Source organism: Xenorhabdus yunnanensis (assembly GCF_028598805.1).
Taxonomy (GTDB): Bacteria; Pseudomonadota; Gammaproteobacteria; order Enterobacterales; family Enterobacteriaceae; genus Xenorhabdus; species Xenorhabdus yunnanensis.
The window spans coordinates 18,512-36,460 of the sequence record NZ_JAQRFI010000046.1; the positions used below are offsets into that span (position 1 = coordinate 18,512).

The following is a 17,949-nucleotide window of genomic DNA, read 5'->3' on the forward strand; positions in this document are numbered from 1 at the left end:
TCGCGGTGGTATTTGAGGAGCAAACATTCAGTTATGGCGAGCTGAACCGCCGCGCCAATCAGTTGGCCCACCATCTGATTTCATTGGGAGTCCGCCCAGATGATCGGATAGCCATTTGTGTCGAACGCAGTCCGGAACTGATCGTAGGTCTGCTCGCTATCCTCAAGGCAGGCGGAGCTTATGTGCCAATCGATCCGACTTATCCGACTGAGCGGCTGGTTTATATGCTGGAAGACTCGGCTCCCGTGGTCTTGCTAACGCAGATAACCCAAGCCGACAGGTTGTCCAATTCTGGGTCTATATTGATGCCTATGATGCCTATTATAGTACTTGGCGCTCAAAATACGTTGTTGGCGGAACAACCGACCCATAATCCAGACATACAGGCTTTAGGACTGAGTTCACACCATCTGGCATACGTGATCTATACCTCAGGCTCTACAGGGCTACCCAAAGGCGTCATGATTGAGCATCGCAGTGTACTTCGTCTGATTATCAATAATGGCTTTACAGATATTGGGCCAGATGACTGCGTTGCCCATTGTGCCAATATCGCCTTTGACGCATCGACATGGGAAATCTGGTCTGCCTTGCTCAATGGCGCACGCCTGCATGTGGTTTCACAATCCGTGCTGCTCGATCAGATACGTTTCCGCGAATCGCTGATCAAGGGGCAAGTCAACGCCCTCTGGTTAACGGCTGGCTTGTTCAACGAATATCTCGATACGCTCAAACCCCTGTTCGGGCAATTGCGTTACTTACTTGCCGGCGGTGATGTCCTCGATCCGAAAAAGATACAGCAAGTACAATTAGCTGAATCACAACCAGCACATTTGATCAACGGGTATGGCCCAACGGAAACCACAACCTTTGCCGCCACCTATACAATGATATCCCCCGTTGATGTGACTCGCTCTGTTCCCATTGGCAGCCCGATTGCCAATACCCGAATTTATATTCTTGACAAGTATGGTCAACCCGTTCCCTTTGGTGTGACCGGAGAAATTTATATTGCTGGTGCAGGTGTTGCACGCGGTTATCTGAATCGTCCAGAACTGACAGCCGAACGCTTCCTGATCGATCCATTCTCGCAAAATCCAGATGAACGTATGTACAAAACCGGAGACCTTGGTCGTTGGTTACCTGATGGCAATATTGAATATCTCGGCCGCAATGATTTTCAGATTAAGTTACGTGGCTTCCGCATCGAACCGGGCGAAATCGAGGCAAGACTCATGCAGTGCCACGGTGTTCGTGAAGCTGTCGTTTTAGTTCAAGAAACGGTTTTGACTCAAGAAACAGCTTTAGCCCACGAAAACGAGCCGAACCAGAAACGCTTGGTTGCCTATCTGCTACCTCAGGATGGCTGCGAGTTGGTTCCTGTAGATTTGCGCCAGCAGCTCGCCCAGCATCTGTCCGAGTATATGCTGCCCAACGCCTTTATGGTGCTTGAAGCCTTCCCACTGACCCCCAATGGCAAACTTGACCGCAAGGCGTTTCCAGCCCCGGATTTGTCTGCCGTGGTGACACACGATTATGAGCCACCACAGGGAAGGATAGAAACCGCTCTGTCTCAAATCTGGCAAAACTTATTAGGACTGGAGCGTGTCAGCCGTCACGACCATTTCTTCGAACTGGGCGGTCATTCACTGATGGTCATAAGACTAATAACACGTATAAAAAACAAATTGTTGGTCAATATCCCCCTTACTTCGTTATTCACTTCGCCCAAATTGATGGAGCAGGCCAATGTCATTCTATCAATTCAAATGAATGCGGTAGGGGAAAACGAGACTGAGTCAATCCAAAACGATCTTGACTCAATGTCGGCAGAAGAATTGATGGCAATTTTAGGCGGAGACAGCAAATAATGACAAGGGCTAACATGAATATCAATGACTTGAAACGTGCGGTTCTGGAAAAAAGACTTGAAGAACAATTGAAAGTACGCGGCTATCAGCAGCAACAGTCATTGATAAAACCAGCGAACCGACATCGACCACTGCCGCTATCCTTCGCACAACAGCGATTATGGTTTCTCAGCCAAATCGATCCGGCGGCCAGTCAAGCCTATCATCTGCCTGTGATACTGCGCCTTACCGGCCGGCTCGACCGAGATGCACTGAAAACTTCCCTCGATCGCCTGATTACCCGCCATGAAAGCCTGCGTACCCGCTTTATACTGGTTGAAGGCCAGCCCTGCCAGTACATTGATCCGGCTGACATCGGTTTTGCTCTGTCCTGCCATGATCTGCGCCAGCTCGATCAGGCCCTGCATATTCACCGTGTCACCGAGCTGGCTGATATTGAAGCTCAGACTCCCTTCGATTTTGCTCAGGGACCACTTATTCGTGGTCAACTGCTGCAATTGACAGACGAGGAGCATGTGTTATTGCTCACCCTGCATCACATCATCACTGACGGCTGGTCCGTCGGTGTGCTGGTGCAAGAGTTGGGGACTTTCTACCGCACGGCCCTTGATGGTCATCACGATCCTTTGCCTCCATTGCCCATTCAGTATGCGGATTATGCTGTCTGGCAACATGAGCAGTTGAAAGAAACGGCTCTCACTGAACAGCATGATTTCTGGTGTATCCGGCTTAAGGGCGCTCCGGCCTTACTGACACTTCCCACCGATCGACCTCGCCCGACGGTACAAACTTATGCCGGCGGTCAAGTGTCTTTCCACCTTGATGCCACATTATTGGCATCACTTAAGGCGCTTGGACAACGCCATAACAGTACCTTGTTTATGACGGTATTGACTGCCTGGAGTATCGTACTCGCCCGACTCAGTGGTCAGGACGATATCGTCATCGGTACGCCGGTTGCCAACCGTCCGCACCATGAACTTGAAGGATTGGTTGGTTTCTTTGTCAATACACTGGCTTTGCGCATCACATTCAATGATGGCCTGAGTGTGGCAGATTTGCTTGCACAGGTTCGCGAGCAGGCGTTTGCCGCCTATGCCCATCAGGATCTGCCCTTCGAGCAGGTGGTGGAAGCACTACAACCGGAACGCAGCCTGAGCTACAGCCCCATTTTTCAGGTAATGCTGGCCTTAAACAACACCCCAGCTCAAGAGTTGACATTACCCGATTTGCAGCTCTCAACGATTGAACAGGCTCGTCGTAGTGCACATTTTGACTTAACGTTATCACTGAGCGAAACCAAGGCGGGTTTGGTTGGTGATCTGGAATATGCCACTGATTTATTCGACGCCTCAACTGTTGAGCGCATGGTCGGCTATTTAACCAATATCCTGACGGCGATGGTCACTGACGAGACACAACGCATTGCCACTCTGCCGATGCTGCCGGAAACAGAACAGCAACAACTGCTGGTCAGCTTCAACGCTACTCAAACAGATTTCCCACAAGATGCCTTGATCCACCAGCTTTTTGAAGTTCAGGCGGAGCAACGCCCTGACGCTATTGCAGTGGTTTTTAAAGATCAAATCATCAGTTATGGCGAGCTGAACCATCGCGCCAATCGTCTGGCTCATCATTTGCTGGCATTGGGCGTTCGCCCCGACGATCGGGTCGCAATTTGCCTCGAACGCAGTCTCGAAACGATTGTGGGCTTACTTGGCATCCTTAAAGCCGGTGGCGCCTATCTTCCACTTGATCCAGCCTATCCCACCGAGCGGCTGGCATATATGCTTGAAGACGCAGCTCCCTTAGTATTACTGACTCAGACAACGCTGATTGACAGGCTGCCAAACACTGTGCCTGTGGTTATGCTCGACACTCAGGAAACGTTATTAGGGACACAATCTATTACACTACCTATTCATAACCCAGATGCTCAGGCATTGGGGCTGACATCACACCATCTGGCGTATGTGATCTACACGTCAGGCTCGACGGGACAGCCCAAAGGCGTGATGGTTGAACACCGCAGTGTCAATCGGTTGGTGATCAATAATGGTTATGCAGATATCGGGGCAGATGACTGCGTTGCCCATTGCGCCAATATTGCTTTTGACGCGTCAACATGGGAAATCTGGTCTGCCCTGTTAAACGGTGGTCGTCTGCACATAGTTTCACAATCAACGTTACTCGATCCGCTACGTTTCTGCGATTCATTGATTCGGGGACACGTTACCGCCCTCTGGTTAACGGCGGGTTTATTCAACAAATATCTCGATGCGCTCAAACCCCTGTTTGGTCAATTGCGCTACCTGATCACTGGCGGTGATGTCCTTGACCCAAGAGCGATCCAGTACGCTCAGTTGACTGAGCCTCAGCCGGCACACTTGATTAACGGCTATGGCCCAACGGAAAACACAACGTTTACCACAACCTACTCCATTGATTCGCCAATCAATGCTGACCGTACTATTCCCATAGGTCGCCCAATTGCCAACACCCAAATCTATATTCTTGACAAATATCTTCAGCCCGTCCCTCTCGGTGTCACGGGTGAAATCTATGCCGCTGGAGCCGGTGTTGCCCGGAGTTATTTGAACCGTCCCGAACTCACCACTGAACGCTTCCTGATCAATCCATTCTCTTCAAATCAGGAGGCACGCATGTACAAAACCGGTGACCTTGGCCGCTGGCTGCCGGATGGCAATGTCGAATACCTCGGCCGCAATGATTTTCAGGTCAAACTGCGGGGCTTCCGTATTGAACCCGGCGAAATCGAAGCACAACTGAGGCAATGCCACGGAGTACGTGAAGCGGTGGTACTGGCTTGTGAAGACGGTTTACGTGAAGACGGTTTACGTGAAGACCGTTCTGATGAAAATATGGCCGGACAAAAACGTTTGGTGGCTTATCTACTGCCTCAAGCGGGTATTGAACTGGTGCCGACCGAACTGCGTCAACAACTTGCCCGACACCTTGCCGACTATATGTTGCCCAGCGCTTTTGTGATATTGGAGGCTTTCCCGCTCACTTCCAGTGGCAAGCTCGATCGTCAGGCGCTTCCTGCACCCGATTCATTTGCTGATATAATACGCAGCGATGAAGCGCCAATCGGTGAAACAGAAACAGCGCTGGCCCGGATTTGGCAAAATTTATTGGGATTAGAGCGAATCGGTCGCCATGACCATTTTTTTGAACTCGGTGGTCATTCACTACTGATCGTCAGTCTGATTGAGAAATTGCGTAGCAGCGGCTGGAAACTCAACGTTCGCAGTGTCTTCTCTTCCCCTGTTCTCGCCGACATGGCCCAGACTCTCCAGCGTGATGCCAATGCTTTCGTGGTGCCACCCAATCTCATTCCTGAAGGCTGCACAACCATCACGCCCGATATGCTGCCACTGGTTTCGCTTTCCCAAACTAAGATTGATGCCATCATTGATACCGTCCCTGACGGAGCGAGTAATGTACAGGATATCTATCCACTGGCACCGTTGCAGGAAGGCATTCTGTTCCATTATCTGATGCAAACACAGGGTGATACTTACCTGTTGCAGAGCCTGCTCGCTTTCGATACCCGTGATCGCCTCGATGTTTTTCTGAATGCCCTGCAACAGGTTATTGACCGCCACGATATCCTGCGCACTGCGGTTTATTGGCAAGGATTAGAACATCCAGTTCAGGTGGTTTGGCGTCAGGCTCTACTGGATATCAAGGTTTTTACGCCAACCACAGAGAATGATGTTCCGGCACAACTAGATGTTCCAGCAAAACTACAGGCTCACACCGATCCACGCCAACATCGTATCAATTTGAACCAAGCGCCACTGTTTGCTGCTGATATCACTCACGATCCGATACAGGATGAATGGCTGCTGGCCTTGAGATTCCATCATCTGGTCAGTGACCATATGACACTGGAGCTGATTTTTGCTGAGATCGCCCTAATGTTGCAGGGGGAGGCGAAAAAACTTCCCATGGTACTGCCCTACCGCAATTTTATCGCCCGGACTCTGAGCGTACCGGCAGTAGAGCATGAAGCGTATTTTCGTACACGGCTCGCCGATATTGATGCTCCGACAGTACCGTTTGGTGTGCTTTCAGTACCGAGTGATGTTGAATCTATCGCCGAAACCCGTCTTCTCCTCGCTCCCGAACTGGCGGAGGCCATTCGTGCCCAAGCCCAGCGTCTGAAAGTCAGCCCCAGCGTACTGTTCCATGTCGCATGGGCGCAAGTGTTGGCACAGACCAGCGGTCGCGACGACGTGGTCTTTGGCTCTGTTCTTTTGGGCCGTCTGCAAGGAGGAGCCTGTGCCGACCAAATACTGGGCATGTTTATCAATACCCTGCCAGTACGTGTTTCTCTGGCTGGCTACAGTGCACAAGCAGTCGTACAAGCTACCTACAATGATTTGATGGCACTGCTGGAACATGAACAGGCTCCGCTGGCACTGGCACAAAGTTGCAGCGGTGTAGCCCAGCCCATGCCGCTGTTCAGTGCCCTGCTCAATTACCGCCATTCCCAAACCAACGAAGCAGACGCAGTTAATACTGTAGCTAATACCATCTGGTCAGGAATGCGCATTATCTCAGCACAGGAACGCACCAACTATCCAATTACTCTATCGGTGGACGATTTGGGCGTTGGTTTTCATCTGACCACCCACACAATCGCCAGTATCGATCCGGATCGTGTCACCCATTATCTGCTGACAGCCATAAGTGGTCTGGTTGATGTCTTAGCTCACAATCCACAAAAGTTGATTCTGGACGTGCCTATTTTGCCGGAAGCCGAGCGTCAACAATTGCTGGTGGATTTCAACGCCACACAAGCAGACTATCCGCAAGATGCCCTGATCCACCAGCTTTTTGAAGCTCAGGCGGCATGTCGTCCAGAGGCTACTGCGTTAGTTTTTGAAGATCAGAAGATGTTTGAAGATCAGACGATCAGCTATGGCGAATTGAATCGCCGTGCCAATCGGCTGGCTCATTACCTGATTGCGTTGGGCGTGCGTCCGGATGATCGGGTCGCAATTTGCGCTGAACGCAGTCCAGAGATAATCGTCGGCTTACTCGGCATCCTTAAGGCTGGCGGCGCTTATGTACCGCTCGATCCGAATTATCCGGCTGAGCGGTTGGCGTATATGCTGGCGGATTCCACTCCCGTTGTCTTGCTGACCCAGACAGCACAAGCCGATAAGCTGCCCAAAACCGTGCCGACAGTCTTGCTTGACGATGTATTAGCCGACCGCCAATCATTTAATAACCAGGCATTTGATAATCCAGATACACTGGCTCTAGGGCTGACATCACGGGATCTGGCCTATGTGATTTACACGTCGGGATCGACCGGACAACCGAAAGGTGTGATGGTCGAACACCGCAGTGTCAATCGGTTGGTGATCAATAATGGTTATGCAGATATCGGGGCAGATGACTGCGTTGCCCATTGCGCCAATATTGCTTTTGACGCGTCAACATGGGAAATCTGGTCTGCCCTGTTAAACGGCGGTCGTCTGCACATAGTTTCACAATCAACGTTACTCGATCCGCCACGTTTCTGCGATTCATTGATTCGGGGACACGTTACCGCCCTCTGGTTAACGGCGGGTTTATTCAACAAATATCTCTATGCGCTTAAACCCCTGTTTGGTCAATTGCGCTACCTGATCACTGGCGGTGATGTCCTTGACCCAAGAGCGATCCAGTACGCTCAGTTGACTGAGCCTCAGCCGGCACACTTGATTAATGGCTATGGCCCAACGGAAAACACAACGTTTACCACAACCTACTCCATTGATTCGCCAATCAATGCTGACCGTACTATTCCCATAGGTCGCCCAATTGCCAACACTCAAATCTATATTCTTAACAAATATCTTCAGCCCGTCCCTCTCGGTGTCTCGGGTGAAATCTATGCCGCTGGAGCCGGTGTTGCCCGGGGTTATTTGAACCGTCCCGAACTCACCACTGAACGCTTCCTGATCAATCCATTCTCTTCAAATCAGGAGGCACGCATGTACAAAACCGGTGACCTTGGTCGCTGGCTGCCGGATGGCAATGTCGAATACCTCGGCCGCAATGATTTTCAGGTCAAACTGCGGGGCTTCCGCATCGAACCCGGCGAAATCGAGGCTAAATTGAAGCAATGCCACGGTGTACGTGACGCCATTGTTCTTATGCTCGAAGACCGTTCTTATGACGATCCTAATAACAGTTCCGATGAGAATAAGGGAAACCAGAAACGTTTAGTCGCCTATCTGCTCCCTCAAACTGGCGTTGAATTGGTGCCTGCTGAACTGCGCCAGCAGCTCGCTCAGCACCTTGCCGACTATATGCTGCCCAGTGCTTTTGTCACATTGGAAACTTTCCCGCTGACCCCCAATGGTAAACTCGACCGTCAGGCACTTCCTGCACCTGATTCGTCTGCGGTGGTAGTTCGTCACTATGAAGCACCGAATAGCGAGGAAGAAATTATTCTGGCTCGAATCTGGCAAGGCTTGCTGGGGCTGGAACAAGTTGGTCGCCACGACCACTTTTTTGAACTTGGCGGACACTCACTGATGATCGTGCAATTAGCCACGCGCATACAAAATGAGTTTATGGTCGATATCCCCATCTCTTCGTTGTTTCTTTCCCCTCAATTAGTGGAACAGGCAAACATCATCTTTACAGCTCAAATGGATGCCATAGGAAAAAACGATATTGAATCACTCGAAAACGCACTTGATTTGATGTCAACAGAAGAGTTAATGGCAATTTTAGGCGGAGACAGTAGCAAATGATAAGGGCCGACATGAATCACGATAATCTGAAACGTGCTGTTTTAAAAAAGAAAATTAAAGAACAATTACAAAATCAGAAGCATCAGAAGCGACCGCCAATCAAGCAAGTGGCCCGTGATCTTCCTCTGCCATTGTCCTTCGCCCAACAACGCTTGTGGTTTCTTAACCAACTCGATCCTGCCGCCAGTCTGGCCTATCATATTCCGGTAGCGCTGCGCCTGACCGGTCAGCTTAACCATGATGCCCTGACTACCGCGCTCAATCACCTGATTGCCCGTCATGAAAGCCTGCGTACCCGTTTCATGCTTATTGAGGGACAACCCTGCCAGTACATTGATTCTGCTGATATCGGCTTTGCTCTGTCCTATCAGGATCTACGCTCTTCGGATTCAGAGATGCACAATCACCGCATCGCTGAACTTACCACTCTTGAAGCACAGACGCCTTTCGACTTGGCTCAAGGCCCGCTGATCCGTGGTCAGCTATTGCAACTGACAGATGAAGTACATGTATTGTTGCTTACTCAGCATCACATCATCTCTGATGGTTGGTCTATTGGTGTGCTGGTGCACGAACTGGGGGCTTTTTATCGTGCCGCTCTCGGCAATCATGCTAATGGCGATCACGATGCTCCGTTTGCACCACTTCCCATTCAGTATGCCGATTATGCTGTCTGGCAGCGTGAGTGGCTGCAAGGAGCCGTCCTTGCGAAACAACGCGATTTCTGGTGTACCCAACTCGAAGGCGCTCCGGCCTTACTGAATCTGCCCACTGATCGACCCCGCCCACCAGTACAGAGTTATACGGGGGATCAAGTACCTGTTCAGTTCGATGCTACTTTGCTGGAATCGCTTAAATTATTTGGTCAACACCATAACACTACCCTGTTTATGACCATACTGGCAGCCTGGAGTATCGTGCTCGCCCGACTCAGTGGTCAGGATGATATTGTTATCGGCACCCCTGTTGCCAACCGCCCACATCAAGAACTTGAAGGGCTGATTGGTTTCTTCGTCAATACCTTGGCCCTGCGCGTCACATTGAGTAATACCACCAGTGTTGCTGACCTGCTCACACAAATTCGCGAACGGGCGCTTTCCGCTTATGCGCATCAGGATCTACCTTTTGAGCAAGTGGTGGAAGCATTACAACCTGAACGCAGCCTGAGCTACAGTCCGATCTTTCAGGTGATGCTGGCCTTAAATAACACACCAGCCAAAACGCTGACGCTGCCAGGGTTGCAACTCACTCCGGTTGAGCAAGTACGCCTCGGCACTCACTTCGATATGACATTATCGCTGACCGAAACGGAGAATGGTCTGTTCGGTGAACTGGAGTATGCCGTTGATTTATTTGATTCTTCAACTATAGAACGCATGATCGGCTATTTGCAGCGAATACTGGTAGCAATGACGAGCGATGCAAGGCAATCTGTTTCTAAAATACAATCCGTTTCCAAAATACAATCCGTTTCCAAAATACAATCCGTTTCCAACCTGCCGATGCTATCGGATTCAGAGCGCCAACAATTGTTGGTGGAGTTCAATGCCACCCAAACTGATTTCCCACAAGATGCCCTGATCCACCAACTGTTTGAAGCGCAAGCGGCACAATCGCCCAATGCTACAGCGATAGTGTGTAGAGACCAGTCTCTCAGCTATAACGAATTGAATCTCCGTGCTAATCGTCTGGCTCATAATCTGATCGAACTCGGAGTACAACCCGATGCCCGAGTGGCGATTTGTGTCGAACGTAGTCTGGAAATGGTGGTGGGATTGCTTGCCATTCTCAAAGCAGGCGGAGCTTATGTTCCGCTCGATCCCGCTTATCCTTCAAGTCGGTTGGCGTATATGCTTGAAGATGCAGTTCCCTTAGTATTACTGACCCAGAAAACAGTAGCCGACAGACTAACCAGCGCCGTGCCGGTGGTGTTTATCGACAACATATTCGATCTCCAAGAATCATTTATTGAGGCTCAGTCTATTGAAGCACGGTCAGCAAATAATCCTGATGCTGAGACTCTGGGCTTAACGTCAAATCATCTGGCCTATGTGATTTATACCTCTGGCTCCACCGGACTGCCAAAAGGGGTCGCGATCGCTCATCGCAATACGGTTAATTTCCTCACTTGGGCACAACGAACTTTCAGCCCTGAGGAGCTGGCTCATACTCTGTTTGCGACATCATTTAATTTTGATTTATCCGTATACGAATGCTTTGTACCACTTATTTCCGGCGGTACGGTTCATATTGTTCCCGACGTGCTGTCATTAATCGCTACCGAGCTATCTATTACAGAACGATCTATTACAGAACGATCAATTACAGAGCGGTCTGCTGAAAAACAAGCAATCAGTCTAATCAACACGGTGCCGTCAGCCATCGCGCATTTGCTTGAAACTAACGCCATTCCTCCGCAGGTGCGCACTGTCAATTTAGGCGGTGAGGCACTTAAGCCACATATTGTTGAACATTTGTTTGCCCGTTCCTCCATACAAGATGTGTGTAACCTATATGGCCCCTCAGAGACGACAACCTATTCAACATGGACGCGCATGAACCGGACAACGGGTGCTACCACGCATATTGGCCGCCCGATTGCTAACACCCAGATTTATATTCTCGATGCCAATGGTCACCCGGCTCCTATTGGTGTCGCTGGTGAAATTCATATCGCTGGCGCTGGTGTTGCCCGTGGTTATCTGAATCGCCCCGAACTCACAGCTGAACGTTTCCCCATCAATCCGTTCTCTTCCGATCCAAACGCACGTATGTATAAAACGGGCGATCTGGGGCGCTGGCTGCCGGACGGCAATATCGAATACCTCGGCCGCAATGATTTTCAGGTTAAATTACGCGGTTTCCGCATTGAACTCGGTGAAATCGAAGCGCAACTTATGCAATGTCATGGCGTGCGCGAAGCGGTGGTAATTGCCCGTGAAAATACAGGAGGACAAAAGCAATTAGTTGCTTATCTGCGACCACTCGCGGGCGTTGAATTAGTCCCCGCTGAACTGCGTCAGCAACTTGCACAGCATCTTGCCGAATATATGCTGCCCAGCGCCTTTATCACTCTTGACGCTTTCCCGATGACGCCCAATGGCAAACTCGACCGTCAGGCACTCCCTGCCCCTGATGCGTCTGCGGTAGCAACACGCGGATATGAAGCGCCAACCGGAGAAATGGAAACGGCTTTAGCCAAAATCTGGCAAGATTTGCTGGGACTGGAGCAGGTCGGTCGTCATGACCATTTCTTTGAGCTCGGCGGGCACTCGCTGATGATCGTCAACCTGATTGAACAATTGCACAATCTTGGCTGGCGGCTCGATGTACGCAGTGTGTTCGCCACCCCAATTCTGAGTGAGTTGGCACAAACCATCTTGGCATATCAGGACGACATTTGCGCTTTCGAAGTCCCTCCCAATCTTATTCCCGAAGGTTGCACTACCATTACTCCCGATATGCTGCCTTTGGTTTCGCTATCTCAATCCGAAATCAATGCCATTATCAGGACTATCCCCGGTGGGGCAAGCAATGTACAAGATATCTATCCGTTGGCACCGTTGCAGGAAGGTATCCTGTTCCAGCACTTGCTACAGACACAAGGTGATGATTATCTGCTGCAAAGTCTGCTCGCTTTCGATACTCGCGAACGTCTCGATATCTTTTTGGATGCCCTGCAACAAATTATCGATCGCCATGATATTTTGCGCACTTCCGCTTATTGGCAGGATCTGACACAGCCAGTTCAAGTGGTTTGGCGTCAAGCACCGCTGTGCATCAATGTATTTACTCCGGTTTTTACCTCAACGTTTATTTCTACGACAGAAGGCGATATTTCATCACAGGACGTTTTATTACAAGACGTTTTATTACAATTGCGTGCCTACACTGATCCGCGCAAGCATCGTCTCGATCTGAGTCGCGCGCCCTTGTTCGCCGCCGATATTACCCATGATCCAGTACACGATGAATGGCTGTTGTCTCTGCGTTTTCATCATTTAGTCAGCGACCATGTCACACTGGAACTGATTTTCGCTGAGATTGCCCAAGTGTTGCAGGGAAATGCCAAAATGCTGCCCGCTGCGTTGCCTTATAGCGACTTTATTGCCCGGACGCTAAGCGTGCCAATCACAGAGCATGAAGCCTATTTCCGTAGCCAGCTTGCTGATGTTGATGAACCAACCGCACCATTCGGGATACTCAAAATACAAAGCGATAATAGTTCTATCAACGAAGACAGCCTTTCATTCCCCTCTTCTCTGGCGAAGGCTATTCGTTCTCAGGCCCGTCGTTTGGGTGTCAGCCCCAGTGTCCTGTTCCATGTTGCGTGGGCACAAGTGCTGGCCCGAACCAGCGGTCATGATGATGTGGTCTTTGGTTCCGTATTGTTAGGGCGTCTACAGGGGATCGCCGGAGCCAACAAAATATTGGGCATGTTTATCAACACGTTGCCAATGCGGATTGCGCTGAGCGGATTCAGCGTGCAAGAAGTGGTACAAGCTACCTACCAAAACCTGACAACATTATTAGAGCATGAGCAGGCACCGTTATCGCTGGCACAACGATGCAGTGGCGTGGCGCAACCCATGCCGCTGTTCACTACCCTGCTGAACTATCGCCATAGCCAATCAGGTAATAATAAACAAACCGGTGAAGCAGAAACGGTTGATTCAACCTGGACGGGTGTACGCATCCTAGCGGCAGAAGAACGTACCAACTTTCCAATCACGCTAACGGTGGATGATATGGGTGTTGGTTTCCACTTAACCGCTCAGACGGTGACGAGTGTTAATCCCAAACGTATAACCAGTTATCTGGTGACTGCCATCAGTGGTCTAATTGATGCCCTCATCCATAATCTACAACAACCTATTCAACAAGTACCGATTCTGCCTGCCTCGGAGCAACAGCAACTGCTGGTAGATTTCAATGCCACACAGACAGACTTTCCACAGGATGTTCTGATCCATCAACTATTTGAAACCAAATCGGCATGTCATCCTGCTGATATCGCGGTGGTGTGCGGTGAGCAATCGCTCAGCTATGATGAACTGAATCGTCGTGCCAATCGTCTGGCTCATCATTTAATCGCGTTAGGTGTACGTCCTGACGATCGGGTAGCGATGTGTGTCGAGCGTAGTCTGGAAATGGTGATAGGTCTGCTCAGTATCTTCAAGGCGGGTGGTGCTTATATGCCACTTGATCCGGCTTATCCAACCGAGCGACTGACATATATGCTTAAGGACTCAGCACCGGTAGTAATACTGAGCCAAATGGCATTCCTTGATATCTTTACAAGCTCTGAATCTACAAGTGCCATACCTACGAACTCCACCCCCATAGTCATACTTGATGCCCCAGATCCCGTCATGAAAATACAACCGGATCACAATCCAGAGGTATCAGGCCTGACCGCCCAGCATCTGGCTTATGTTGTTTATACCTCAGGTTCCACAGGTCTGCCCAAAGGGGTAATAAGTAGCCATCAGGCCCTGTGTAACCGGCTATTGTGGTTCGTCCGGGATATCGTGACATTCCCATTGGTGGGTGCCCTGAAAACCAGTATCAGTTTTGTCGACTCGCTGACTGAAACGCTGGGCGTATTGTTGTCTGGTGGCAAACTGGTGGTTTTCAACAACCACGAAGTGAAAGACCCGGTTCGTTTCAGTGAGGGCTTGCAGCATTTTGATGTTAACTACTTGGTGGTTGTACCTTCGCTATTGAAACTCTTGATACAGGATCATGGTACTAATCGTGATGATCATCGTGATAAGAATAATCTCCTGAAATCAATCAGGATATTGATTTGCAGCGGAGAACGCCTGGCACCTGAGTTCGCACGGCAGGTAGTGACAGATTGTCCCTGGCTCCGGTTACTGAATTTTTATGGTTCGTCCGAAATTAATGGTGATGCCACTTGGTATGAATACTCCGCTGAATCCGGTGTGCCGGAGGTTTCAGTGATTGGCCGGCCGATCGCCAATACCCAAAGCTATATTCTCGATTCCCACGGTCAACTCGTTCCTATTGGCGTGACGGGGGAAATATATATCGCCGGCACGGGGGTTGCTTGTGGTTACTTGAACCGTCCAAAATTGACTGCCGAACGTTTCCTCAGCAATCCGTTCAGTACAGACCCCGGTACTCGCATGTTCAAGACAGGTGACCTTGGCCGCTGGCTACCCGACGGCAATATAGAATATCTCGGTCGTAATGATTTTCAGGTCAAACTTCGTGGTTTCCGCATTGAACCGGGGGAAATCGAAGCCCGTCTGATGCAATGCCACGGAGTACGTGAGGCTGTAGTGCTTGCCCGCGAAGACATTTCTTCTGAGAATACAGCGGGACAGAAGCGGCTGGTTGCCTATCTGCGACCACAGGATGGCGTTGAACTGCTCCCTGCTGAACTGCGTCAGCAACTCGCCCGACATCTTGCCGAATATATGTTGCCCAGTGCCTTTGTTACGCTTGATACGTTCCCACTGACTGCCAATGGCAAACTTAACCGTCAGGCTTTTCCTGAGCCGGATTCCTCTGCGGTGGTGACTCGCAGCTATGCCGCCCCAATGGGGGAAACAGAAACCGTTCTGGCACATATCTGGCAAGAATTGCTGGGCGTGAAGCGGGTTGGGCGACATGATCATTTCTTTGAGCTTGGTGGGCATTCTCTGCTTGCCGTCCAGCTTGTGGCACGTATACGCCAGACTCTGGCGCGAGAGTTACCGTTACAGATACTCTTTGATCAGCCGGTTCTGATGATGCTGGCGCATACACTCACTGAGGCAACCACGGTCATTCAGAGCGTTATTCCCACAACTGACCGCAGCCAAGTCCTGCCACTATCCTTTGCCCAACAGCGCTTGTGGTTCCTCGGTCAACTCGATCCGGCCGCCAGTCAGGCTTATCATCTCCCTGCTGCCTTGCGCCTTACTGGTTTGCTTGATCGTCATGCTCTGACGATTACGCTTGACCGTCTGGTCGCTCGCCATGAGAGCCTACGCACGCGTTTTGTACCGATTGAAGGGCAATCAATTGAAGGGCAGCCCTGCCAGCATATTGACCCTGCTGATATCGGTTTTGCCCTGTCCTGTCACGATCTGCGCCAACTTGATCCGACCCTGCATACCAACCATGTTACCGAACTCGCCAGCCTTGAAGCGCAAACTCCCTTTGATTTCGCCCAAGGCCCGCTTATTCGTGGTCAACTGCTGCAACTGGCAGACGAGGAGCATGTATTGCTGCTCACCCTGCATCACATTATCACTGATGGCTGGTCTATTAGTGTGCTGGTGCGAGAACTGGGTATTTTCTACCGTGCGGCTCTTGATGGTCATGATAATCCCTTACCACCACTGCCCATTCAGTATGCGGATTATGCTGTCTGGCAACATGATCAATTGAAAGGAATGGCCTTCGCTGCACAGCGTGATTTCTGGTGTACCCAACTTGAGGGTGCTCCGGTTTTGTTAACACTTCCCACCGATCGACCACGCCCGGCAGTACAGACTTATGTCGGCGACCAAATCACTTTCCACTTTGATACCGCATTATTGGCATCACTTAAGGCGCTGGGACAACGCCATAACACCACTCTCTTCATGACCGTGCTAAGCGCATGGAGTATCGTACTCGCCCGACTCAGTGGTCAGGATGATATTGTTATCGGTACCCCCGTCGCCAACCGACCGCACCAGGAACTTGAGGGACTGATTGGTTTCTTTGTCAATACGCTGGCCTTGCGTGTCAGATTCAATGATGACCTCAATGTGGCGGAGCTGCTTGCACAAGTGCGGGAACAGGCGCTCACCGCCTATACTCATCAGGACCTGCCTTTCGAGCAGGTAGTAGAAGCATTGCAGCCTGAACGCAGCTTAAGCTACAGTCCTATCTTTCAAGTAATGCTGACCCTGAACAATACACCAGCACAGAAATTGACATTGCCTGATTTACAACTCACATCAGTTGAACAGGCACATCACGGTGCCTACTTTGACGTAACGTTATCACTGACCGAAACTGAATCTGGCTTGATCGGTGCCATAACCTATGCTGCCGATCTGTTCGATACCACAACCATTGAGCGCATGGCTGGTTACTTGCAAAATATCCTGACGGCAATAGCCGCTGATGAGACGCAAACTATTGCCGCCCTACCGATGCTGCCAGAATCGGAACAACAGCAACTGCTGGTGGATTTCAATGCCACCCGGGTAAATTTCCCGCCAGACGCCTTCGTCCATACCTTATTTGAAGCACAGGCAGCACAATATCCCGAGGCAACAGCGGTCATCTTTGAAGATCAAACCCTGAGCTATGGCGAACTCAACCAACGCGCCAATCGTCTGGCTCATCATTTGATGGCCTTGGGCGTGCGCCCGGATGAACGCGTGGCGATTTGCGTTGAACGCCGGCCGGAAATGGTGGTGGGATTACTCACTGTCCTCAAGGCGGGCGGGGCTTATGTGCCGCTCGACCCGGCCTACCCGACCGAGCGGCTGGCGTATATGCTCAAGGACGCCGCACCGGTGGCTTTACTCACCCAGTCCGCCTTCGCCGGTATGCTGAACAATGCCGTGGCGACCGAAGCCGGCTATATTACCGTGCTGCTGGATGCACCAGACCCCGCGCTGGCTGCACAACCGACCCACAATCCCGACACTCAGGCTCTGGGGCTGACATCACGCCATTTGGCCTATGTGATTTACACGTCCGGCTCGACCGGCATGCCCAAAGGGGTGGAGATGCCGCTGGCGGCGCTGTCAAACCTGCTGCAATGGCATCGGCATTCCCCTTCACAACCCGCCGGTAATGGCAGAACCCTGCAATTTGCCGCACTGGGGTTTGATGTCGCCTTTCAGGAAATTTTTACCACCCTGTGTGAAGGCGGCTGTCTGGTCTTGATTCATGAAGCCCTGCGACGGGAGCCGCAACAACTGCTGCGGCTGATTGAGCAAAAACAGATTGATAGGATTTTCCTGCCCTACATTGCTCTCCAGCACCTTGCCGAAGCCGCCGTTCACAGTGAGGGGGATTTTTCCGGTCTGGCCCACATTATTACCGCCGGTGAACAGTTGCGCATTACACCGGCCATTCAGCGTTTCCTGCAACGCGCCGGTGATTGCCGGTTGCACAACCACTACGGCCCGACGGAAAGCCACGTTGTGACGGCATACCCCTTGGGTAAGGACATTGCACAGTGGCCGACCCTGCCTCCCATCGGTCGGCCGGTAGCCAACAACCAAATCTATATCTTTGACCAATACCGCCAGCCCGTGCCTTTGGGTGTCACGGGG

General features: G+C 50.9%; 3 protein-coding genes (1 of these 3 running past the window's edge). All 3 read left to right on the top strand.

The annotated features are described in order from the left end of the window. Positions 1 to 1,871: part of a non-ribosomal peptide synthase/polyketide synthase coding region (locus tag PSI23_RS16275; protein ID WP_273556075.1), annotated on the top strand (this coding region is incomplete at its 5' end). Its footprint begins 18,511 nt before the window's first position; the window shows 1,871 of its 20,382 annotated nt. Continuing rightward, a complete protein-coding gene (locus PSI23_RS16280; RefSeq protein WP_273556076.1) occupies positions 1,871 to 8,653 on the top strand; it encodes a non-ribosomal peptide synthetase in 6,783 nt (2,260 codons plus the stop codon). The genes PSI23_RS16275 and PSI23_RS16280, both read left to right, overlap by 1 nt. An 11-nt stretch (positions 8,654 to 8,664) precedes the next feature. Beyond that, on the top strand, positions 8,665 to 17,949 hold a 9,285-nt coding region (locus PSI23_RS16285), incomplete at its 3' end, for a non-ribosomal peptide synthetase (RefSeq protein ID WP_273556077.1).